This window comes from Sphaerisporangium sp. NPDC005289 (assembly GCF_040607455.1).
Classification (GTDB): domain Bacteria; phylum Actinomycetota; class Actinomycetes; order Streptosporangiales; family Streptosporangiaceae; genus Sphaerisporangium; species Sphaerisporangium rhizosphaerae.
Window position 1 is genome coordinate 204999 of sequence record NZ_JBEXGS010000015.1, and the last position, 20588, is coordinate 225586.

The window sequence follows — 20588 nt, forward strand, 5'->3', positions numbered from 1 at the left end:
CTCTCCTTGCGATCTTTTCCGGGGCGTGGAACTCCGGGGGGTGCGGATGCCGGGCGGCGGGCCCGGGTCAGATGCCGAGGTGGTCGAGCAGCTCGTGCTCGCGGGCGCGCATCTCGTCGTTGTCCAGCGACTCGACGACCCGCCCCTCGGCGAGCAGGTAGTGGCGGTCGGCGACCGTCAGGGCGAAGTGGACGTTCTGCTCGATCAGCAGCACGGTCGTGCCCTGCCGCTTGACCTCGCGCAGGATGTCGCCGATCTGCTGGACGATCAGCGGCGACAGTCCCTCGGTGGGCTCGTCGCACAGCAGCAGCCGCGCCCCCATCCGCAGCACCCGCGCCAGGGCGAGCATCTGCTGCTCGCCGCCCGACAGCTTGGTGCCGGGGAACGCGCGCCGCTCGGCGAGGCGAGGGAAGGTCTCGTAGACCCGCGACAGCGGCCAGGGGTCGGGGCCGACGCGGGGCGGCAGCGTGAGGTTCTCCTCGACGGTGAGCGTCGAGTACACCCCCCGGTCGTCGGGGACGTAGCCCAGGCCCTGCCGGGCCCGGCGGTGCGCGGGCAGCCGGGTGATCTCCCGGCCGAGGAACGAGACGCTGCCCGAGTAGCGGCCCTGCAGGCCCATCAGGCAGCGCAGCAGCGTGGTCTTGCCGGCGCCGTTGCGGCCGACGAGCGTGACGATCTCGCCCTGCCCTACCTGCAGGGACACCTCCCGCAGCACCTGAGCCTCGCCGTACCAGGCCGACAGGCCGCCGACGGCCAGCAGGGGGGCGGTGTCAGTCCTCGGCATGGGGGTCTCCCAGGTAGGCGCTGATGACCCGTGGGTCGTGGCGGATCTCGGCGTAGGGGCCCTCGACGAGCACGCGGCCGCTCTGCAGGACGGTCACCCGGTCGGCCAGGCTGGACACAACGCTCATGTTGTGCTCGACCATCACGACGGTGCGCCCGGCCCGCACCTTCCTGACCAGTTCCACGGTGCGGTCGATGTCCTCGACGCCCATGCCGGCGGTCGGCTCGTCCAGCAGTAGCACGCGGGGGTCCAGCGCGAGGGCGAGGGCGAGCTCCAGCGCCCGCTTGTGGCCGTAGGCGAGGGTGCCGGCCGGGGTGCCGGCGTGCGCGCTCAGGCCGACCTCGGAGAGCAGCTCGGCGGCCCGATCGGCGTACCGGTCCAGCAGCCGCTCGGTGCGCCAGAAGCGCCAGGTGAGCCCGGTGGCGCCGGCCAGGGCCAGCTCCAGGTGCTCGCGCGGGGTCATCTGCGGGAACAGGCTGGTGATCTGGAAGGACCGGGCGACGCCGAGGCGGGCCACCTGCTCGGGCCGCCGGCCGGTCAGGTCGCGGTCGCCGAGCATGATGCGCCCGGCGGTGGGCTTGAGGAAGCCGGTCAGCAGGTTGAACAGCGTGGTCTTGCCGGCCCCGTTCGGCCCGACCAGCGCGTGGACGCTGCCCTCGGCGACGTCCAGGTCCACCCCGTCGACGGCGCGGAAGCCCCGGAACTCCTTGGCCAGGCCCTGCGCCCGCAGGACGGGACCGTCCATCTGGCCTTCCTCCTCGTCGTCTCGATCCGGCATCGCCGCCCCCGTCCCGGCCGGTGCGCGGTGTTACCCGCGGATAACCTGGCGGTTAACGGACGAAGTCGTTGTGACGCGGAACACTAAGTGAGCCGGCGGGGCCGTTCCATGTGGCGCCGGCACACAATCTCCGCCGCGAAGACGGGTTCGCGTCACATGTCCCGCAGGTCAGGGGGCACGCCACCCCGCCCGGTGCGCGCATGTGTGGGGCCGCCACGTACGCCGGGCTCCCCCGGACGGAGGGCGCGGCACCCCGGATGGCGGTCCGGCACGGCGCCGGGCGGGGGTCCCATGGGGGCGCCCGACATGATCGGCCGGGCGATTGTGGGGACGGCGGACGTGGCCCGGCCCACAGCCGATGAGCACCATGGCGGACACGCTCGGGCCCGATGTCACCCGCGTCGTCACCCGCGATGCCCCCCGATGTCACCCGAGTGTCGCCGGTATCGCCGCCTATGTGAGGAGCCCCCCATGCGATCCTTCCGACGACGCCCGGGCCGGCCACCGGGCCTGGCCGCGGCCCTCCTGGCCGGCGCGGCACTGCTCGGGCCGGTGCCCGCGGCCGCGGCGGCCGCCGCCCCCTGCCCGGGACTGAACCGGATCACGGTGCCCGGGGCCGAGAAGCAGATCTCCGCCTGCCTCACCGACCTGACCACGGCCGCCACCGTCGCCTCCGGCCACTCGGTCGCCGCCGACTTCGCCGGGCTCACCTCGGCCGGCGCCAAGAACCCCACCGGCGTGCCCGGCGCGCAGATCGACGGCTACTTCCCCGACTCCTCCACCTTCAACACCGCCCACGGGTGGAACCACGACAGCCAGTTCGTCATCCGGCTGCCCGAGCACTGGAACGGCGGGCTGGTCGTCGCCGGCACCCCCGGCGTGCGCCGCCAGTACGCCAACGACTACGCCATCTCCGACTGGGTGCTGGCGCGCGGCTACGCCTACGCGGCGACCGACAAGGGCAACAGCGGCGCGACCTTCTACCAGGACGGCGTCAGGCCCGGCGACGCGCTGGTGGAGTGGAACACGCGGGTCACCCAGCTCACCCGCGCCGCCAAGGCCGTGGTCGCCCAGCGGTACGGCCGCGCGCCGCGGCGCACCTACGCCGCCGGCATCAGCAACGGCGGCTACCTGGTGCGCTGGCAGCTGGAGAACCACCCCGAGCTCTACACCGGGGGCGTGGACTGGGAGGGCACCCTGTGGCGCGAGCAGGGCCCGAACCTGCTGGACTTCCTGCCGCCGGCCCTGCGCGAGTACCCGAAGTACGCCGCCACCGGCGACGCCGCCGCGCACGACGCGATCATCGCGGCGGGCTTCGCACCCGGCTCCGAGCCGCTGTGGGACTACCACGCCAAGGTGTACTGGGACCTCACCCAGCGCATCTACCGCGAGGAACTCGACCCGTCCTACGACGGGGCGGCCGAGGCCGGCACGCCGTTCTGCGCGCCGGGGACGCCGGCCTGCGACGCCGACTACGACTACGCCTCCCGGCCCAGCGCCGTGCACCGGGCGGTCGGGCGCATCGCGCTGACCGGCCGCATCGGCCGGCCGCTCATCACCCTGCACGGCACGCTGGACACCCTGCTGCCGATCACCGAAGACTCCGACGTCTATGACGAACTGATCAGGGCGCGTGGCCGCGACCGGCTGCACCGCTACTACCGCATCGAGGGCGGCAACCACGTCGACGGTCTGTACGACGCCCAGCCGGGGCTGCTGCGGCCGCTCCTGCCCTGCTTCCGTGACGCCTTCGAGGCTCTGGAGGGCTGGACGACCCGCGGCGAGGCGCCGCCCGCCGACGCGACCATCCCGCGCCCGGCCACCGGAGACCTCGCCAACTCCTGTTCCCTCACGGGCTGACGCCCGCGTCGGCGGCGGCGCCGCACTTCACCGCGAACGCGGCTGAAACGGGCGCCGTCCGCCGATCGGTTGGGACGCCAGATCGGCCGGCGTGGCGCGCCGCGCCGGCCGGCGCGCTCCCCCACCGGAAACTCTCCGTGGTCATTTCATCACCCCCCGGTTTCCGGTCTCAGTCAGGGAGCACAATCGGATGACAACCATCGACCGCCGCGGGTTCGGGCGGCTGGCCGGACTCGGCGCCGCCGGGTCCCTCGTGGGCGCCGCCCCCGCCGCGCCCGCCGCCGCCTCCGCCACCCCCGTCCTTCCCGCGGCCCCGGCCCGCGGCCCCGCCGCGCCGAGCTGGCGCACCTGCCTCGACGTGGCGCGCGACCTGCTGCTCGTCGGCGAGGACGGCTCGGACCTCAAGCTCTCCTACCTTCGGGTCCTCATCGACACCGGCCTGCCCAGGGCCCGCAGGCCGAAGAAGGTCCTGATCATCGGGGCGGGCATCTCCGGCCTGGTGGCCGCCACGCTGCTGAAGCGGGCCGGCCACCAGGTCACGGTCATCGAGGCCAACGGCAACCGCGTCGGCGGCCGCATCAAGACCTTCCAGACCGGCTTCGCCGACCCCGCCCAGTACGCCGAGGCGGGCGCCATGCGCGTCCCGGACTTCCACCCGCTCACGCTCGCGCTGATCGACAAGCTGGGCATCCCGCGCCGGCCCTTCTACAACGTGGACGTGCGCCCGGGCTCGGCCCCGAGCGGCCCGGTCCCGCCCGTCGTCTACACCTCGCGCCGCGGCCGGGTGTGGCGCTCGGGGCCCGGCAGGGGCGAGTTCGTCCCGCCCCGGCGGCTCAACCACACCTGGATCCACGTCAACGGCATCCTCCAGCGCCGCGACGAGTACGCCGCCGACCCGCGCAGGATCAACGCCTCGTTCGGCCTGAAGGACCGCAGGACCACCGCCGACATCCTCGACCAGGCGCTGGACCCGGTGCGCGACCACTTCTCGGTGGTCCGTGGCGGCAAGCGGGCCGACAAGCCGCTCCCTGAGCTGATCAAGGGCTGGGCGCGGGTGCTGCACGAGTTCGACGGCTACTCGATGCGCCGCTTCCTCACCGAGCGGGCCCACCTGAGCGAGGCGGCGATCGACGCCATCGGCACCGTGGAGAACCTCACCTCGCGGCTGCCGCTGGCGTTCATGCACACCTTCCTGACCAGGAGCCTGGTCAACCCGTCGGCCACCTACTGGGAGATGGCGGGCGGCAGCCGCCTGCTGCCCTACCGGCTGCAGGCCGATCTGCGGCAGGAGATCCGCATGGACCGCCGGGCCGTGCGCATCTCCACCTCCGGCGGCGGCGTGCGCGTCGAGACGGTCACCGAGAAGGGCAGCGACGAGTCCTCCTCGGCGCCGCAGGCCAGGGCCGAGACCTTCCAGGCGGACGTGGCGATCATCACTATCCCCTTCCCTGCGCTGCGGCACGTCGAGATCGCCCCGGCGCTGTCGTACCCCAAGCGCCGCGCGATCATCGAGCTGCACTACGACTCGGCGACCAAGGTGCTGCTGGAGTTCCGCAAGCGTTGGTGGGAGTTCGAGGAGGAGGACTGGAAGCGCGAGCTCGGCGCGCGCTACCGCCCGGGTCCGGTGACCCACGTGACCGGCGGCGGCTCGGTGGCCGACAACGCCAACCGGTTCACCTACTACCCCTCCCACCGGGTGCCGGGCAGCGAGGGCGGCGTGGTGCTGGCCAGCTACGTGTGGGCCGACGACGCCTCCCGGTGGGACTCCATGGACGACCGCGAGCGGTACGGGTACGCGCTGCGGGGCCTGCAGGAGGTGCACGGCGACCGCGTCGCCGAGTTCTACACCGGGCACGGCCAGACCCAGAGCTGGCTGCGCAACCGGTACGCGTTCGGCGAGGCGGCCGTCTTCCTGCCCGGCCAGATGACCGAGATCCACCCCGCGATCGCGGTGCCCGAGGGTCCGCTGCACTTCGCCGGGGAGCACACCTCGCTCAAGCACGCCTGGATCGAGGGCTCGCTGGAGTCCGCCGTCCGCGCCGCGCTGGAGGTCAACGGCTGACGCCCGTCACCGGCGGCCCACCCGTGCGCCCGTTCCAGGCTCCGCGGGTGGGCCGCCGGCGGCGTTGACCGTCCTACTGCCTATCGCGGGAATGGCAAAGGAAATACCACGCGAAGGTGAAGCGAAGTCCGCTATATCGTTATGCGCATCCTTACAACACGGCGACATTGGCCAAAACGGGCTAACCGGCCTTGTAAATCGCCCATAACGTGATAACTTGAGTCTTTCCAGATAACCAACGATTATGCCGCCCGTAATGAACATGACGGGTGCGGCACGGACAGGCCCGGCCCGGCTGGAGGAGGGCGAGATTCCCGATGCAGTTCTCTGAGCAGCACCTCCGTCCCTCCCGTCCCGTCCGGCCGCCCCACGCGACCGGCCACCCGCGAACTTCGGGCAACCGAACGCCAACTACTATGGAAAGCGCTTTCCGTCTCTTGCATGCCCGGGGCAGACCCGCCGCAGCTGAACCCGTGGAGAGCAGGATGAAAGAGTCACCCGGTGATCCGCATCCGCGAACCGCATGGCGCATTCGCACGCGCGCGCTGATCCGCCCGCGCTCCATTCGCGGGCGGATCACCGCTTTGGTCGCCCTCCTCGCCGCCCTCCTGCTCATACCTTCGGGGCTGCTGGCCGGCATGGTTGCACATCAGTCCGTGGGCGGTGACACCTGGACGGCCGCACGGCGGGAGTCGGCGATCGTGGCCGCCGCCGATCGCCTCGGCCAGGTCACCGGACCCATCGGCCGGCACGTGCCGGGGGTGACGCTGGTCCAGGTGGTCGCCCCCGGGCACCGGGTGATCGCCGCCTCGTCCATGGCGCGCGGGCTGCCGGCGCTGACCCGGGTGTGGCCGACGCCGCAGGAGCCGCAGCAGGACGTGCACACCTGCGCGCAGGCGCGCCTCGGCTGCGTCAACCTCTCGGCGCGGCGGGTCTCCGCCGCCCCCGACTCCCACGTCGTGTACGCGGGCAGCCCCGCGCCGACGGAGAGCATCACCGGCGTCATCGACTGGATCTTCGTCATCCAGGGCGTCGCGCTGATCCTGCTCGCCATCACCATGGCATGGAAGGTGACCGGCCGGACGCTGCGGCCGGTGGAGGCCATCCGGGCCGAGCTGGCCGCGATCAACGTCAACGATCTGAGCACCCGCGTCCCCGAGCCTCCCGGCTACGACGAGGTCGCCCGGCTCGCCCACACCATCAACGGCACGCTGTCGCGGCTGGAGCACGCCAAGGACGGGATGCAACGGACGCTGGACCATCAGAGGCGCTTCGCGGCGGACGCCTCGCACGAGCTGCGCACCCCGGTCGCGGGCCTGCGCGCGCAACTGGAGGAGGCCCAGCTGCATCCCGAGGACACCGACCTCAAGGAGCTGCTGAACCACTCCCTGCGGGACGTCGACCGGCTGCAGGCGATCATCGCCGACCTGCTGCTGCTGGAGAGGGTGGGCGCGGGTCCCTCGCAACCAGGGACCGGTCTCGACCTGGCCGACGTCGTCCGCTCGGAGGTCGCGCGACGCTCCGACCCGCACCAGGTGCGCCTGGAGCTGGTCCCCGGCGTGAGGGTCGAGGCCGTGCGCACCCATATCGGCCGCGTCCTTGGCAACCTGATGGACAACGCCGCGCGGCACGCCAGGGGGACCGTGACCGTGACGGTCCGCCGAACGGATGACGCCGCCGAGCTGATCGTCGACGACGACGGCGATGGCGTCGCGGTCGAGGACCGCGAGCGGATCTTCCAGCGGTTCACCCGGCTGGACGCCGCGCGCAGCCGGGACAAGGGAGGCACCGGACTCGGCCTGGCCATCGCGCGCGACCTGGCGCGGACCCATGGCGGCACGATCACGGTGGACGCCTCCCCGCAGGGCGGCGCGCGGTTCGTCGTCCGCCTGCCGTTGTCCCGGCACAACGCGCACGCCCCTTCCCTGCCGGGCAGCAGAGTGTGAGGAACGCGCGATCCCGCCGGCCCGGAGGCTCAGAGCGGGTGCGGCCTCCGCGCCCGGGTGTGACGGGGGGGTGCGCTTGACCGGCACGTGACATCACACCCCTAGCCTTTTGTCTGGTTTGCACCCTTTTGGGGCTTCTGCTATGTTGGCTGTAGCCCGAGGAGACATCCGACGGGCCGTGCGGGCATCACCGCCGTCCGTTCCCCGGGCCGCCGCACAGCTACGGCACCACGCCGTACCCCCTCCGGTGTCCCGCCCCGGAACTTCCGCCCGATCGGGCGCATCCCCCCATCGCCCCTAGTGACCGGCGCCGCCGGTCACCGCGAGGAGGAGTCGCGTCCCATGAGATCGTCCTTCCGGCCCCCCGGGCGCCGCGTCCCTCGGCCGTGGCGCCCCCGGTCGATACGCGGGCAGGTCACCGCACTGGTCGCCCTGCTGTCGATGCTGCTGCTCGTCCCCTCCGGCGTGCTGGCCGGAATGGTCGCGCGTCAGGAGCTGGCCAACGCCGGCTGGCTGGACGCGCGCCGCGCCGCCGGCCTGATGGCCGCCGCCGACCGGGCCGGACGGCTGCACGACCCGGTGGTCACCAGCAGCGTGCCGGGCGTCAACGTGGTCCAGGTCGTCGCCGCCGACGGGCGGGTCCTGGCCTCCTCCCCCGACGCGCGCGGCCTGCCGCCCCTGTCCACCCTGCGGCCGACGGCCGACGACCCCCAGCGCGACGTGCAGACCTGCGCGAACACCCGCCTGGGATGCGTCCGCCTGTCGGCGGTGCGGGTCAGCGCCGACGACGATTCCACCGTCGTCTACGCCGGCGGCCCCGTCCGCACCGTCATCGCGACGGGCGTGTTCGACGCGCTGTTCGCGGTGCAGGTCGGGGTGCTCATCTCCATCGCCATCTGGGCCGCGTGGAAGATCACCGGCCGGACGCTGCGGCCGGTCGAGGCCATCCGCGCCGAGCTGGCCGCCACCAACGTCAACGACCTGAGCAGCCGCGTCCCCGAGCCGGCGGGCGACGACGAGATCTCCCGCCTGGCCCGCACGGTCAACAGCACGCTGGAACGCCTGGAGAACGCCAAGGGGCGCATGGAACAGGCCCTTTCCGCCCAGCGGCAGTTCGCCTCCGACGCCTCCCACGAGCTGCGCACCCCGGTCGCCGGCCTGCGCGCCCAGCTGGAGGAGGCCAAGATGCATCCCCAGGACACCGACCTGGACGCCCTGCTGGACCGCACGCTGGGCGACGTCGACCGGCTGCAGGCCATCATGGCCGACCTGCTGCTGCTGGCCAAGATCGGCGGGACGCCGCCGGCGATGGGCGAGGTCGACCTGTCGGAGACCGTCCGCATGGAGGTCTCCCGCCGCGCCGACCGGCTCCCCGTCCGGCTGCGGCTGGCCAGGGCGACCATCGTCCAGGGCGTCGACACCCAGATCACCCGCATCCTCACCAACCTGCTGGACAACGCCCAGCGGCACGCCAGGAGCGCGGTGATGGTGGAGGTGCGCCACGACGACCGCCACGCCGAGCTGGTGGTCTCCGACGACGGCGACGGCATCGCCGAGGCCGACCGGGAACGCATCTTCGAGCGGTTCACCCGGCTGGACGCCTCCCGCTGCCGCGACCGGGGCGGAACCGGCCTCGGCCTGGCGATCGTCCGCGACATCGTGCGCGCGCATGGCGGCACCATCGGCGTGGACACCGGCGACGCCGGAGGCGCCCGCTTCACCGTCCGCCTCCCCCTCCACCCCCGCCCCTCCGACGCCCCGGCCCCCTCGGGGACCACGATGAGCCTGGCCGCCTTCTCCGCCCACTGACGGAGGTGAGGGACCCGGCCATCGGCGACTCCCGGTGTCTCAGAATCCGATGGCCTCGCGCAGCAGCAGGACGGTGCCGCGCCCGGGGTGAGGTTCGGCGTTGAGGATGAGCAGGCGGTTGACGGCGCTGGGCTGCCCATAGGCCTGCTGGGCTCGGACGGTCTCCAGCGGGAGGGCGTGCTCCTCCACGCGGCGGAGTGCCGTGCTCAGGTCGGGCACGATCTTCTGCGCGCCGACGATCCAGATCGCGTGGGCGGCGCCGCCCGCGTAGGCGGGCAGCTGGCTGCCACTCGCGGAGGGGATCACGAGGGAGCCGGTCTCGGTGACCGCGGCGACACTGCCCACGACGACGTCAGGGCTGGCGAGCAGCCGGCGGATGTCGTCGGCCTCGGTGACGCGATCCATGCTCAGCAGGCGCGGCCTGAAGCCCTGATATCGCCCGCCGGCGTTGATGTCGTCGTCGATGCCGGACAGGCGCAGGGTCTCGCTGGCCGCGGTGAACACGCCGGCGCCCGCGGGGATCAGCTCTTGGACGCGGGTACGCGCGGCGGCGGCGTCGTCGAGGATCTCGACGGCGAAACGGTTGGCCCTCAGCGCGGCGGCCGCCCGCTCCAGGCGCTCCGCGGATGCCGGTTCGGTGAAGGACCCGTCCCCGGCCGGCGGGCCGGCGACCGTCTGTGGCACGTCGGGTGAGCCCGGGAGCGGAGTGGTGTCGAAGTACCTCACCTCGAAGACGCGTTCGGCGAACTTCCAACCGCCCGGAGTGCGCTGGTAGCGGTCGTGAAACAGGGCGTAGTTGAGAATCGAACCGCCGTCGCGCAGGCGCCCGAGCTCGAAGATGTAGGCGCGGCCGGACGCGGTGTCGCCGTCGAATTCGACCGCGCCCGGGTGCGTGGTCTGCACGAAGTACTCCCACGCCTGCCCCATCCGCCCTGTCCCGGCGCGGATCTGCTCCCGGCCGACGTGCTCGATCCCCGCGTCAGGGATCCGGTACACGGCGTCGTCGGTGAACAGCGACACCAAGCGGTCGTGGTCCCCCATCATCGCCGCGTCGGTGAACTCGCCGCGTAGCGCCTCGATGTCGACGCGGTCGGCGATGGCCTGCATGTTGTTCACGGGTTTCCTCTTCGTCGAGTCGCAGGGTGTGGACAGCGGTACTCACCAGCACCCCGGCTCAGCGATGTCATCGGCGATGTCAACGGTGAGCCCTGTGCCGCGGTGGCTGTCACACCTGACCGACGAGCAGGCTCGGCACGCCGGGACGCCCGCAGAACGTGACGTGCGTCACTCCCGTCCGGCGCCCGCGGCGCGTGCCGGCACATCGGCCGCGAGATGGGCAGGCCTTCTCCGCGGACACCCGACGCGCGTGCTCGAACCGTCAGCCCAGGTCGGGGTGGGGGAGGTAGCGGTCGAGGCGGATCGCGGACGGGTCGGTGGCCATGAGGGTGTCCATGTCGTCGATCCGCCAGCCGGCCCGCACCAGCCGGGGCAGGATCGGGTGCGCCCCGGGCACGGCCACCTGGACCTCGTCGACGCCCGGGTGCGCGGCGACGGCCGCGGACAGCGCCTTGGCGCAGTCCTCCGGGGTCTCCCCGCCCGCCGGGCCCATCTCCAGGTCGCCGCCCTCGGTCACCCGGGCGAAGGCGTACCCCGTGCCTGTGGTGTGGACGGTGACCCCGGGCAGGCCCGCGTACCAGGACAGTGACCCGGCCCGGTCGCCGCCCGCGAGCCCGGCGTCCAGCATCGCGGCCTCCCGCACGTCCGGCCGGTCCCCCCGCGCGCGGGCCGCCCGGCGAACGGGCCGCCCGTCCGGCGCCGATGCCCGGGGCGTTTCGGGCGCGTCGGGGCGAGCGGAGCCGGGGGTGAAGGTGAGGTAGAGCAGCGGGCAGACCGGGCGCATGCCCTGTCTGACGTACAGGGCCAGGGCCCGGCCGTCGTCGGAGGCGAAGGTGACCCCGGGCGTGCCCGGCGGCAGCAGCAGGGCGAGGATCTCCCGGCCGATGCCCGACGACTGGTGCTCCGGCAGGACGAACAGGTCACCCAGATGGGAGACCCGGGCCCGCCGGAGGATCCCGCCGAAGCCCACGACCCGTCCGTCGGCCTCGCCGACGACCAGCGCCCCGAACTCCCGCTCGGCGTCCAGGAAGTCCGGCATGTCCGCCCAGTCGTCCAGCAGTTCGTAATGCGCGGCCACCTCCCGCACGCCCGGCATGTCCGCGTCCGTCGCGACCCGCACCACCGATCCGCCCATCACCGCGCCCCACCTGCCGCTATTCGCCACCACCCGCCTACCTTAGAGCGCCGGTGAGCCCCGCTCCCCCAAGGCGGGCGGGCAGCGTGTCGCGGCAGGTGTCACCTGGTGAGGGTGAAGGTGTCCACGTCGAACAGCGAGCCGGAGCCGCCGGTGAACACCAGGAACACCGGCCCGGACGCCGACCCGGACAGCGTCGTGGACACGGTGGTGAAGGTGTCCCAGCCGCCGGTGCTCGCGACGTTCACCGAGCCCAGCAGGGTGCCGGTGGCCGAGCCGGAGCGGATCTGGATGGTGCCGCCCGCGCCGCCCGAGGACACCCGCGCCGAGAACCCGGTCGCCCCGGCCGTGCTCACCGACGCGTACCCCGCCCAGTCGCCGTTGTCGATGTACCCCACCGTCTTACCACCACTGGCCCCGGTGTGAGCGGCGACCTGCACCCCGGACTGGGAGGTGAACGCCTCGCCCTCGACCGGGGCGGCGGCGCTGGAGCGGGTGATGGTGAAGGTGTCCACGTCGAACAGCGAGCCGGAGCCGCCGGTGAACACCAGGAACACCGGCCCGGACGCCGACCCGGTCAACGTCGTGGAGACCGTGGTGAAGGTGTCCCAGCTCCCCGTGGACGGAACCTGCACCGACCCCAGCAACGTGCCGGTCGCCGACCCCGAACGCACCTGGATCGTCCCGCCCGGACCACCCGAGGACACCCGCGCCGAGAACCCGGTCGCCCCGGCCGTGCTCACCGACGCGTACCCCGCCCAGTCGCCGTTGTCGATGTACCCCACCGTCCTGCCACCGCTGGCCCCGGTGTGAGCGGCCGCCTGCACCCCGGACTGGGAGGTGAACGCCTCGCCCTCGACCGTGGTGGAGCCGCCGGGGTTGCCGGTCGGCGGGGCGCAGTTGGCCTGGACGGCGCCGGCCGCGTACTTGATGCCGCCGAGCAGCAGGTTGCGGAAGGCCGGGTCGGCGTAGGACTCGATGGTGTGGCCGAGACCGGTGTAGAAGGAGCGGCCGGACTGCTGCGGGTGGCACCAGGTGATCGGGTGGTCGCCGCTCATCTCGCCGCCGCTGTAGGTGGACTCGTCCAGGCTCTGCAGCACGTGGACCGAGGCGCGGGGGTTGGTGCGGTAGTTGTACCACTCGTCGGTGCGCGTCCAGGTGGCCGCCAGTCCCGAGGTCGCCGGGTGCGTGCGGTCCTCGTTCTTCACGGTCGCCTGCTGAATGGCCGGGTGGCTCTTGAACCAGGCGCCGACCAGGCCGCCGTAATAGGGCCAGTCGTACTCGGTGTCGGCGGCGGCGTGGACGCCCACGTAGCCTCCGCCGCCGTCCACGTAGGAGGTGAGGGCGGTCTGCTGGGCGTCGTTGAGGACGTCGCCGGTGGTGCTGAGGAACACCACCGCCTTGTACTGGGCGAGGTTGGCCGCGGTGAAGGCGGCGGCGTCCTCGGTCGCGGTGACCGTGAAGCCGTTGGCCGTGCCGAGGTCGCGGATGGCCTGGACGCCGGTGGGGATGGAGTCGTGCCTGAAGCCGGCCGTCTTGGAGAAGACCAGCACCTGGTAGTCGGCCGCGTACGCGGCGGACGGGACGAACTGGGCGGCGATCACCGCGGTGGCGACCAGCGCCAGTCCGCGGCGGATGACGTTGAGCATTTCTGTCCCTAGGGGTCGGCGGGCCGCCGGCGCGGCGCGGGCACGTTCGTGAGGTGCCCGCGCCTCGCCGGTCCGGCTAGCGGGTGATGGTGAAGGTGTCGACGTCCAGCAGGGAGCCGGAGCCGCCGGTGAAGACCAGGAACACCGCCCCGGACGCCGAGCCGGTCAACGTCGCGGAGACCGTGGTGAAGGTGTCCCAGTTGCCGGTGTTGGCGACGTTCACCGAACCCAGCAGGGTGCCGGTGGCCGAGCCCGAGCGGATCTGGATGGTGCCGCCGGCGCCGCCGGAGGACACCCGGGCGGAGAATCCGGTGGCGCCCTGCGTCGTCACCGACGCGTACCCGGCCCAGTCGCCGCTGTCGATGTAGCCCAGCGTCTTGCCGCCGCTCGCGCCGGCGTGGTCGGCCGGCTGCACGCCGGACTGGGAGGTGTAGGCCTCGCCCTCGACCGTGGTGGAACCGCCGCCGGTCCCGGTGCCGAAGGTGAAGGCGTCCAGGTCGAACAGGTTGCCCTGGCCCGTCGGGCCCTTGAAGACCAGGTACAGCGTCGTGGTCCCGGACGGGGCGTTGGTGATGGGCGCGCTGACGTCGGCGAAGGTGTCCCAGCCGCCGGTACCGGCGACGTTCACCGAGCCGAGCAGCGTGCCGGTCGCCGATCCGGCCCGCACCTCCAGGGTGCCGCCGGCGCCGCCGGAGGAGACCCGGGCGGTGAAGTTCTTGGCGTTGCCCAGGGCGTAGGGCGTGAAGGAGATCCAGTCGCCGTTGTCGGTGAAGCCCACGGTCTTGGCGCCCTCGGCGCCGGCGTGGTCGGCGAGCTGGACGCCGGACTGGGCGCCGTAGTGCTCGGCCTGGCGGTGCCGGGGCTGCAGGGTGCGGACGTTGTGGGTGACCAGGCCGCCCTTGTCGGTGTAGGCGGCGTCGAACACGCCGTAGATGTTGGCCGCCGCGTCGTGCTCGCCGTCGGTCGGGACGACCATCGAGCCGCTGCAGCCGGTCTTGGAGGTGATCTGGTGGCGGTGGCTGTCATGCCCGAGCAGGTAGGTGAGGCTCGCCCGGGTGCAGTCGATCGTGCCGTCCTCGGGGTCGGTGACCGTCATCTGGTACGGCACGGTGTCGCCGAAGGAGAACAGCTGGCCGTCGATGGGCTGGGTGAGCGTCACCGTCGGCGCGGTGTTGCCGACCGTGATGACGACGCTCGCGGTCCCGGTGAGCCCCTGCGGGTCCCTGACGGTCAGCGTCGGGGTGTAGGTGCCGTTGGTGGTGTAGGTGTGGCTCGGGTTGGCCGCGGTGGAGGTGCCGCCGTCGCCGAAGGTCCACGAGTAGGTCAGCGTGCCGCCCTCGGGGTCGGAGCTGCCGGCGGAGGAGAAGGTCACGGCCAGCGGGTTCGGCCCGGAGGTCTTGTTCGCCGAGGCCTTGGCGATCGGGTTGCGGTTGGTGCCGCCGATGTACTCCACCCGGATCAGGGCCTGGTTGTCGCTGCCGGTGCCGTAGTCCAGCACGTACAGCGCGCCGTCGGGGCCGAAGGCCATGTCCATGACCTGCGTGCCGGTCCAGGGGAAGTCGCCGATGTCGCCGGGGGTGCCGTCGGACTTCACCTCGATCGCCTTGATCCACCGCCGGCCGTACTCGCCGGCGAAGTACCGGCCGTTCAGCGACTGGGGGAACTTCACGCTGGAGTTGAGCGCGGCGTCGTACCGGTAGACCGGGCCGCCCATCGGCGACTCCGAGCCGCCGCCGAACTCCGGCGGGGAGCCGGCGTCGCCGCCGTACTTGATCCAGCTCGGCTTGGCCGGGGGCAGCGTGGTCAGGCCGGTGTTGCGGAAGGAGTTGTTGGTCGGCCCGTTGGCGCAGTCGTACTTGGCGAGGGAGGGGCCGCTGGGGAAGGTGTACTCGTTGTAGGTCTCGCTGGTGGTGTTGGTGCCGGTGCAGTACGGCCAGCCGTAGTTGCCCGGGCCGGTGATGCGGTCGAACTCCACCTGCCCGCTCGGGCCGCGCGAGGCGTTGGTGCCGCCGGCGTCGGGGCCGTAGTCGCCGAGGTAGACGATGCCGGTGGCCTTGTCGACCGACATGCGGAACGGGTTGCGGAAGCCCATGGCGTAGATCTCCGGGCGGGTCTTGGCCGTCCCCGGGGGGAACAGGTTGCCCGAGGGGATCGTGTAGGTGCCGTCCGCCTGCGGCTTGATGCGCAGCACCTTGCCGCGCAGGTCGTTGGTGTTGCCCGCGGAGCGCTGCGCGTCGAACTGCGGGTTGCGGTCGGTGCGCTCGTCGATCGGCGCGTAGGCGTCCGACTCGAAGGGGTTGGTGTCGTCGCCGGTCGTCAGGTACAGGTTGCCCGCGGCGTCGAAGTCGAGGTCGCCGCCGACGTGGCAGCACTGGCCGCGGTCGTTGGGCACCTTGAGCACGACCTTCTCGCTGGTCATGTCGATGGTGTCGTCGGACTTGAGCGTGAACCGCGACAGGTGCAGCTCGCCCTTCCACTGGTCGAAGTCGGCGGCGGTGCCGTTCTTGGGCGCGTCGCCGCCGGGCGTGCTCAGCTTGGGCGAGAAGTACAGGTAGATGTACCTGTTGGTGGCGAAGCCGGGGTCGGCCGCGACGCCCTGAAGCCCTTCTTCGTCGTGGGTGTAGACGTCCAGCCTGCCGGCGACCTTGGTGTTGCCGGCGGCGTCGGTGACGCGCACCGTGCCGTCGCGGGCGGTGTGCACCACCGAGCGGTTGGGGAGCACCGCGAGGGACATGGCCTCGCCCAGTTCGGCGCCTCCGGTGGCCAGGCTGACCTGCTGGTAGTCGGAGGCCGGGATGACCGAGGCGTGGGCCGCGGGGCCGGTGGCCGTGACCGCGCCGCCGACGACCAGCGAGATCGTGGCGAGCAGCCGTGCCCACGGCCGGGGACGTGGTGACATGGGAGTCCTTTCCTGACTTGGGGGGAGTCAGGCAAGGCGCGCGCCGCCGCGCTTGCTGTCGGTCGTGCGGTGTCGTGAGGTTGTGGGTGACGCCTTCGGAGGGTGCCGCCTCCGGCTCGTGCGGTTCGTTGAGCAGGACGATGTCAACGGATCCGCAATAATCGGATTGACCTTCGCAATTACCTGTTATAGAGCTGCCGGGCTGCGCAACCTCCCAACGACCGATGCCGAGGCGGCCTCGGGGCGAAGTCTTGAATGGAGTTCTAACACGGACGCACGGCGCCGTAAATCCCCGCTGCTCCACTGCTTCTCGCAACGGGCGTGAAACCTGACATCACCCCGGCCCGGCCCGGCGCGTTACAGAAGTGTTACAGACGCGATGGACTCCGGGCTTGCGTCGGATGGGAGAGCGCTCTCTAATAGTCGGAAGGCATCGCAAAATCAGCTACTCCTCTTGCAACTTGCTCGATGATCGTTGCAAAAGATGAGCAGATGTCGCTCCATCGAGACTCCCGTCCGGCCGGCCGCCCCGATCTGTGCCGGGGCCGTTCCCGCCGACTTCGGCCTCGCCATGGTGGTGCCGCAGGCGCGGCCGGGCGGACGGGCACCCTCGTACCGGCGAATCCCCCTTCGACGCGAGGAGTCACCATTCATGCGTAACTGGCGCCGAGCGACCGCGGCCGCCGTCCTGCTGGCGGCGTCGCTGCTGACGTCGGCCCCGGCGGGCCCGGCTCTGGCCGCCGCGGCCGCGCCCGTGGCGGCGGCCGTCCACACCTCCGCCGACGTGCACCTGTTCTACTACCCGTGGTACGGCTCCCCCGCCGTCGCCGGGAGCTACCGGCACTGGCCGCAGGGCGGCCACACCCCTCCGGCCGACATCGGCGCCGACTACTACCCCAAGCTCGGCCCCTACGACTCCGGCGACCTGTCCGGCGCCGTGGACCAGCACATGCGGTGGATCCAGCAGTCCGGCGCCGGCGTGATCGTCTACAGCTGGTGGGGCCAGGGGTCCTACGAGGACCAGCTCGCCGCCGGCGTGCTCTCCGCGGCCGCGCGCTTCGGGGTCAAGGTGGCCTGGCACCTGGAGCCGTACACCGGCCGCACCGCCGCCTCGACCGTCGCCGACATCCAGTACATCAACGCCCGGTACGGCGGCAGCCCGGCGTTCTACCGCGACGAGGCGCACGGGCGGCGGGGCGCGTTCTACGTGTTCGAGAGCCTGCGCGTCACCGACTGGTCCGCGCTGGACCAGGTGAGCTCCAGCAGCATCGTCCTGGCCCAGACCACCGACACCACCAAGGTGGCCCACTTCGGCGGCATGTACACCTACGACGGCATCGCCGGCGCGACCGCGCCCGGGTGGAAGGGCGCGAGCGACTACTGCAAGGCCAACGGCCTGATCTGGGCGCCGTCGGTCGCCCCCGGCTACATCGACGACCGGGCGGTGCCGGGCAACACCACGCCCACCCTCGGCCGCGCCGGCGGCGCCACCTACGACACCGAGTGGCAGAACGCCCTGACCCAGGGCGAGCCGAGCTGGGTCTCGGTCACCTCCTTCAACGAGTGGCACGAGGGGTCGGTGATCGAGCCGGCCACCTCCACCCCGCCGTCCGGGTTCGGCTACCAGACCTTCGACGGCGCCTACGGCAGGACCGGCGCCGCCGCCGAGACGGCCTACCTGGACCGGACCAGGTACTGGGTGGACCGTTTCGCCGGGACGACCACCCCTCCCCCCGGCACCGACCTGGCGGCGGGCAGGCCGATCAGCGCCACCAGCCACACCCAGGGCTACACCCCGGCCAATGCCAACGACGGCAACCCGGGCACGTACTGGGAGAGCGCCAACAACGCCTTCCCGCAGTCGCTCACCGTGGACCTGGGCGCCGCGACCGGCGTGTCCCGGATCGTCCTCGCGCTGCCGCCTTCGTCCGCCTGGGGAGCCCGGACGCAGACGATCGCGGTGCTGGGCAGCCAGAACGGCACCTCGTACACCACGGTGGCGGCGGCGGCCGGCCGCCGCTTCGACCCGGCGACCGGCAACACCGCGACGATCACCTTCCCCGGCACCACCCAGCGCTACATCCGGCTGACCTTCACCGGCAACACCGGCTGGCCGGCGGGGCAGGCGGCCGAGCTGCGGGTGTACGCCGCGTAGGCCGGGACGGGCGTCCCCGCCTCCACCGCCCATCGGCGGGCCTCCCTTCCCGGAGGCCCGCCTTTCTCCTCATTCATCCGCCTTTCAGCCGCACTCGGGCGGGTCGCTGGAAATGAGTTTGCGCGGCGATGGGATTTGGCCGGTGATGTCCAGGAAATTGTGAGGGACAGTGCGGTTCTCCGGGTGCGCGGGAAAACGCGTGTGATGACGACGCCGTCCGCCTGTATGGAGACCGTGGAACAGTCCGATGCACCGTCGCCGACGGGAAGGTGTGTGGCGTGGCAAGCGTGGATACCACCAGGAACAGTCGCCAGTCGGAGAAATCAGTTACGGGCACCGTGGGCCAGGCGAACGCCGGAAAGGTGGTGAGCGGCGGCAGGAAGCCGGACGCGCCCGCGGGCGCGTTCCCCACGGTGGAGTGGGAGCACAGGATGCTCGACGTCACGCAGGCCGGAGGCCCGCGGTCGCAGGACGTCAGGGCGCCCAGCTACGAGGAACTCCGGCCCTTCGGGCACCGCGAGACCGCGGGATTCCCGGTCTACAAGAATCTGGAAAGGCGGCTTCTGGAGGCCGGCGGCCATCCCGACCCGGAAATCGCGCACGTTCTCGCCACCTGCGCCGCGTACGCCTATTCGGACGCCAGGACGCTCTCCATGATCATGGCGAGAATGGGCCTGGAGGACAATCACTGCCAGATGATCCAGACGTCGGTCGACGCGATGCTCATCTGCTCGACCGCCTTCCTCATCCAGAGCAAGAGCGGCCGGGTCGCCATTCTGTGCTACCGCGGAACAGAGCCGCTCAATTTCATCAACTGGCTGAGCGACATCGACGTCGAGCCCGAGCGCATCGGCTACCAGATCGGCGACCCGCGCGCCACCGTGCACGCCGGCGTCTACCGCAACGTCCGGGCGACGCGGTACGAGGTCATGAACATGCTGCGGCGCGCCTGCGACCGCCAGGGAACCCACCCTCCGCACAGCGACGGCGCCTCCCAGGTCCATGACTCCTACGGCTCGCCGCCGGCGGAGGGCAACCTCGAGGCCCTGTACGTCACCGGGCACAGCCAGGGCGGGGCGATGGCCGCGCTCATGGGCGTCATGCTGCGGCACGAGCGCAAGTACAAGGAGGCGCTCGGCGACCGGCTCAGGGCCGTCTACACCTTCGGCCAGCCCATGATCGGCGACCCGGCCTTCGCCGAGGCCTGCGAGCGCGACGAGTTCCTGCGCGAGCACGTCATCCGTTACGTGTACGACAGCGACATCGTGCCGCACCTGCCGTCCACCGCGTCGGGACCGTTCCGGCACTTCGGCCGCGAGTACCACTACCGCGTCCCGCACCTGCGCAACAGCCTCATCGACACCCTCACCCGTCCGAGGTGCGCCCCGCAGTCGAGAAGGGGCCAGTGGGAGACCAGGAGGCGCCCGACCTCGCAGATGCCGGGCCTGCTCGGCCTGCCGATGTCGGCGCTGTCCTTCATCGCCCGCAAGTTCGAGGCGACGCGCTCGCTGCCGGCCGTCTACTCGGTCGACGACCACCTGCCGCAGCACTACATCGCGGCGCTCACCCCGGCGGGCGTCACCAACGAATACGGCGACTGACCGGAGTACACGGCGACCGACCGGTCACGCGGATCGCCGGCCCGCTCGACGGGACCGGCGATCCGCCATGTGCGGACCGCGGGACACGCCACGCCGGGCATCTCCGCCCACCGCGACCATATCATCACTCTCCGTTATGATGATCGTGGTGTCGATCCACAGTGGAGGAGAATGCCATGCGACGTGCCATGTCCGCTCTGAGCGCCCTGCTCGCCACCGCGCCCCTGACCCTCGCCGCTCCCGCGCCGGCCTCCGCCGCGACCGGGACGCTGGTCGTCGAGGGCGACCAGGTGCCGCGCACGCGGCTGGTGAATCCCGCGCCCGGGTGCTACGCACTTCCCTGGTTCCCGCTGTTCACCCATGCCTCCGTGGTCAACTCGACCGACGCCGACGTGATCCTCTACTCCGGCGAAGGCTGTAAGGCGGGGTTGCTGCGCGCCGCGACCAGCGTGCGCGCGGGCACCACCCGCGAGCGCACGCTCAGCGGCACGCACAGCATCCTGGTGCAGAGCACCTGACGAGACGTCCACATGCTTCGAGGTGGACGCTGGAGCATGCGGGCGTCTCGCTCAGACGTTGAAGTATTTGGCTTCGGGGTGGTGGACGATCAGGGCGGAGGTGGCCTGTTCGGGATGCAGCTGGAACTCCTCCGACAGGGTGACCCCGATCCGGCCCGGATCCAGCAACTCGAACAACTGCCGCTGGTCCTCAAGATTGGGACACGCCGGATAGCCGAAGGAGTACCGGCAACCCGCGATGTTGACCTTCAACATGTCGGCCAGCGCCTCATCACC

14 protein-coding genes are annotated in these 20588 nt (G+C 71.8%); 7 read left to right on the plus strand and 7 right to left on the minus strand.

The window, feature by feature from the left end; genetic code table 11:
* Window positions 1-67: 67 nt before the first annotated feature.
* Both ABZT47_RS25630 and ABZT47_RS25635 read right to left on the minus strand, forming a co-directional pair.
* Window positions 68-784, minus strand: a complete 717-nt coding sequence (locus ABZT47_RS25630; protein WP_354846942.1) for an ABC transporter ATP-binding protein — start codon at window positions 782-784, stop codon at window positions 68-70.
* On the minus strand, window positions 771-1562 hold the full coding sequence (locus ABZT47_RS25635) for an ABC transporter ATP-binding protein (RefSeq protein WP_354846945.1): 792 nt from the start codon (window positions 1560-1562) through the stop codon (window positions 771-773). Before ABZT47_RS25635 ends, ABZT47_RS25630 begins: the two co-directional genes overlap by 14 nt.
* A 471-nt stretch (window positions 1563-2033) precedes the next feature.
* On the opposite strand from ABZT47_RS25635, the gene ABZT47_RS25640 reads away from it, so the two are divergent.
* From ABZT47_RS25640 to ABZT47_RS25655, 4 genes are all read left to right on the plus strand, one after another.
* Window positions 2034-3422 (plus strand): tannase/feruloyl esterase family alpha/beta hydrolase, encoded by a 1389-nt coding sequence (locus ABZT47_RS25640; protein WP_354846948.1) that lies wholly within the window; start codon window positions 2034-2036, stop codon window positions 3420-3422.
* A gap of 190 nt (window positions 3423-3612) precedes the next feature.
* Complete coding sequence (locus ABZT47_RS25645) at window positions 3613-5484, plus strand: FAD-dependent oxidoreductase (RefSeq protein WP_354846951.1); 1872 nt, start codon at window positions 3613-3615, stop codon at window positions 5482-5484.
* Window positions 5485-6068: 584 nt separating this feature from the next.
* The gene (locus ABZT47_RS25650) at window positions 6069-7430 is read left to right on the plus strand and encodes a HAMP domain-containing sensor histidine kinase (RefSeq protein ID WP_354846954.1); all 1362 of its coding nucleotides are present in this window, start codon (window positions 6069-6071) and stop codon (window positions 7428-7430) included.
* A 342-nt stretch (window positions 7431-7772) separates the two neighbouring features.
* Window positions 7773-9239 carry a HAMP domain-containing sensor histidine kinase gene (locus ABZT47_RS25655; protein ID WP_354846957.1) on the plus strand — a complete coding sequence of 489 codons (1467 nt, stop codon included), beginning with the start codon at window positions 7773-7775 and terminating at the stop codon, window positions 9237-9239.
* A 39-nt stretch (window positions 9240-9278) separates the two neighbouring features.
* Here the strand turns inward: ABZT47_RS25655 and ABZT47_RS25660 are convergent, their stop codons facing one another.
* The 4 genes from ABZT47_RS25660 to ABZT47_RS25675 form a co-directional block, all read right to left on the minus strand.
* Window positions 9279-10346, minus strand: coding sequence for a nuclear transport factor 2 family protein (locus ABZT47_RS25660; RefSeq protein WP_354846997.1), 1068 nt, complete (start codon window positions 10344-10346; stop codon window positions 9279-9281).
* Window positions 10347-10617: 271 nt separating this feature from the next.
* Entirely contained in the window at window positions 10618-11523 is a 906-nt protein-coding gene (locus ABZT47_RS25665) for a GNAT family N-acetyltransferase (RefSeq protein WP_354846960.1), read from the minus strand.
* 68 nt (window positions 11524-11591) lie between these two features.
* Window positions 11592-13139 (minus strand): ThuA domain-containing protein, encoded by a 1548-nt coding sequence (locus ABZT47_RS25670; RefSeq protein WP_354846963.1) that lies wholly within the window; start codon window positions 13137-13139, stop codon window positions 11592-11594.
* Between the two features lie 76 nt (window positions 13140-13215).
* Window positions 13216-16038 (minus strand): carbohydrate-binding protein, encoded by a 2823-nt coding sequence (locus tag ABZT47_RS25675; RefSeq protein WP_354846966.1) that lies wholly within the window; start codon window positions 16036-16038, stop codon window positions 13216-13218.
* Between the two features lie 652 nt (window positions 16039-16690).
* Here ABZT47_RS25675 and ABZT47_RS25680 point away from each other — a divergent pair.
* From ABZT47_RS25680 to ABZT47_RS25690, 3 genes are all read left to right on the plus strand, one after another.
* Window positions 16691-18193 (plus strand): discoidin domain-containing protein, encoded by a 1503-nt coding sequence (locus tag ABZT47_RS25680; RefSeq protein WP_354846969.1) that lies wholly within the window; start codon window positions 16691-16693, stop codon window positions 18191-18193.
* Window positions 18194-18471: 278 nt separating this feature from the next.
* Complete coding sequence (locus ABZT47_RS25685; protein WP_354846972.1) at window positions 18472-19794, plus strand: lipase family protein; 1323 nt, start codon at window positions 18472-18474, stop codon at window positions 19792-19794.
* Window positions 19795-19970: 176 nt separating this feature from the next.
* Window positions 19971-20312: a hypothetical protein gene (locus ABZT47_RS25690; protein WP_354846975.1), complete on the plus strand. Its 342-nt coding sequence runs from the start codon at window positions 19971-19973 to the stop codon at window positions 20310-20312.
* Between the two features lie 51 nt (window positions 20313-20363).
* On the opposite strand, the gene ABZT47_RS25695 is transcribed toward ABZT47_RS25690, so the two are convergent.
* Window positions 20364-20588, minus strand: a 225-nt coding sequence (locus ABZT47_RS25695) for a vitamin B12 dependent-methionine synthase activation domain-containing protein (protein WP_354846977.1), incomplete at its 5' end; no start/stop codon positions are given.

Coding starts and splice junctions, on each gene's coding strand:
- ABZT47_RS25640 (WP_354846948.1), top strand. CDS start 2,034: ATGCGATCCTTCCGACGACGCCCGGGCCGGCCACCGGGCCTGGCCGCG.
- ABZT47_RS25635 (WP_354846945.1), bottom strand. CDS start 1,562: ATGCCGGATCGAGACGACGAGGAGGAAGGCCAGATGGACGGTCCCGTC.
- ABZT47_RS25630 (WP_354846942.1), bottom strand. CDS start 784: ATGCCGAGGACTGACACCGCCCCCCTGCTGGCCGTCGGCGGCCTGTCG.
- ABZT47_RS25645 (WP_354846951.1), top strand. CDS start 3,613: ATGACAACCATCGACCGCCGCGGGTTCGGGCGGCTGGCCGGACTCGGC.
- ABZT47_RS25670 (WP_354846963.1), bottom strand. CDS start 13,139: ATGCTCAACGTCATCCGCCGCGGACTGGCGCTGGTCGCCACCGCGGTG.
- ABZT47_RS25680 (WP_354846969.1), top strand. CDS start 16,691: ATGCGTAACTGGCGCCGAGCGACCGCGGCCGCCGTCCTGCTGGCGGCG.
- ABZT47_RS25675 (WP_354846966.1), bottom strand. CDS start 16,038: ATGTCACCACGTCCCCGGCCGTGGGCACGGCTGCTCGCCACGATCTCG.
- ABZT47_RS25655 (WP_354846957.1), top strand. CDS start 7,773: ATGAGATCGTCCTTCCGGCCCCCCGGGCGCCGCGTCCCTCGGCCGTGG.
- ABZT47_RS25660 (WP_354846997.1), bottom strand. CDS start 10,346: ATGCAGGCCATCGCCGACCGCGTCGACATCGAGGCGCTACGCGGCGAG.
- ABZT47_RS25690 (WP_354846975.1), top strand. CDS start 19,971: ATGCGACGTGCCATGTCCGCTCTGAGCGCCCTGCTCGCCACCGCGCCC.